The sequence below is a fragment of the Nocardia sp. NPDC005978 genome, assembly GCF_040614455.1.
Classification (GTDB): domain Bacteria; phylum Actinomycetota; class Actinomycetes; order Mycobacteriales; family Mycobacteriaceae; genus Nocardia.
In genome coordinates, this window is sequence record NZ_JBEXUS010000250.1 from 1 (window position 1) to 1165 (window position 1165).

Consider the following 1165-nt stretch of genomic DNA (forward strand, 5'->3'; position numbering starts at 1 on the left):
TTGAAAAACTTTAAAGAATCAATCATCTTTGCCAGTCATGACCACGAGTTTATTCAAACTTTGGCAAACCATATTATTGTTTTGTCTAAGAATGGCGTCATCGATCGTATCGATGAAACCTATGATGAATTCCTAGAAAATGCAGAAGTACAAGCAAAAGTCAAAGACCTTTGGAAAGACTAAATAAGACTTCAAAACTCAGTTGGGTTAACCAACTGAGTTTTCTATCATTCTACGAGGTAACATGAAATCATTTTTTAAAACATATTGGACCTATTTTGTTTCTTTCATCATTCCTTTAGTAATTATGACTGGAGTATACCTAACTCAAGGTATCTACTGGAATAGCGATACATCTCCACTATTAGGAGATGGTTTCCATCAATACGTTATTTTTGATGTGGCTTTACGGAATATTCTACATGGAAATGGTAGTTTGTTTTACACCTTTACAAGTGGCCTCGGACTGAATTTCTATGCTCTATCTAGTTATTACTTGGGTAGTTTTCTCTCACCTCTGGTTTACTTTTTTAATCTGTCGAATATGCCAGATGCTGTTTATCTGACCACTCTCTTAAAATTTGGATTGATTGGCCTATCAACCTTCTTTAGTCTAAATAGATTATTTAAAGATATTCCGAAATTTTTAAAACTGTCCTTATCTACTTCCTATGCTCTAATGAGCTTTACCGTTAGTCAGTTAGAGATAAAAACCTGGCTAGATGTTTTTATCTTGATTCCTTTAATTATAACTGGCTTACACATCCTTATAACGGAAAAGAAGTGCCTGCTATACTTTACAAGTTTGTCAATATTATTTATTCAAAACTATTATTTTGGATATATGACAGCATTGTTTCTTATTTTCTGGTATCTCTGCCAAATTTCATGGGACTTTAAAAATCGAAGATCATCTTTTCTTGATTTTGTTGTTACCTCCTTTTTAGCTGGAATGGCTAGTTTGATTATGACTCTTCCTACACTGTTTGATTTACAAACTCATGGGGAGAAGTTAACTGCCATCACAAAATTGAAAACAGATAGTAGCTGGTATCTGGATATTTTCGCAAAACAATTCATTGGGTCTTTTGATACAACTAAGTATGGATCTATACCAATGATCTTTGTTGGTTTGCTTCCTTTTATTTTAACCATTCTATTTTTC

The 1165-nt window shown here is 33.0% G+C and carries 2 protein-coding genes; both read left to right on the top strand.

All coding sequences use genetic code 11. From position 1 onward, the window contains the following. Positions 1-183 (top strand): hypothetical protein (locus ABZ319_RS40475; RefSeq protein WP_354991889.1); only part of this gene is annotated, 183 nt, incomplete at its 5' end. Between the two features lie 61 nt (positions 184-244). Beyond that, positions 245-1165: YfhO family protein (locus ABZ319_RS40480; protein WP_354991890.1), on the top strand; the 921-nt coding region annotated here is incomplete at its 3' end.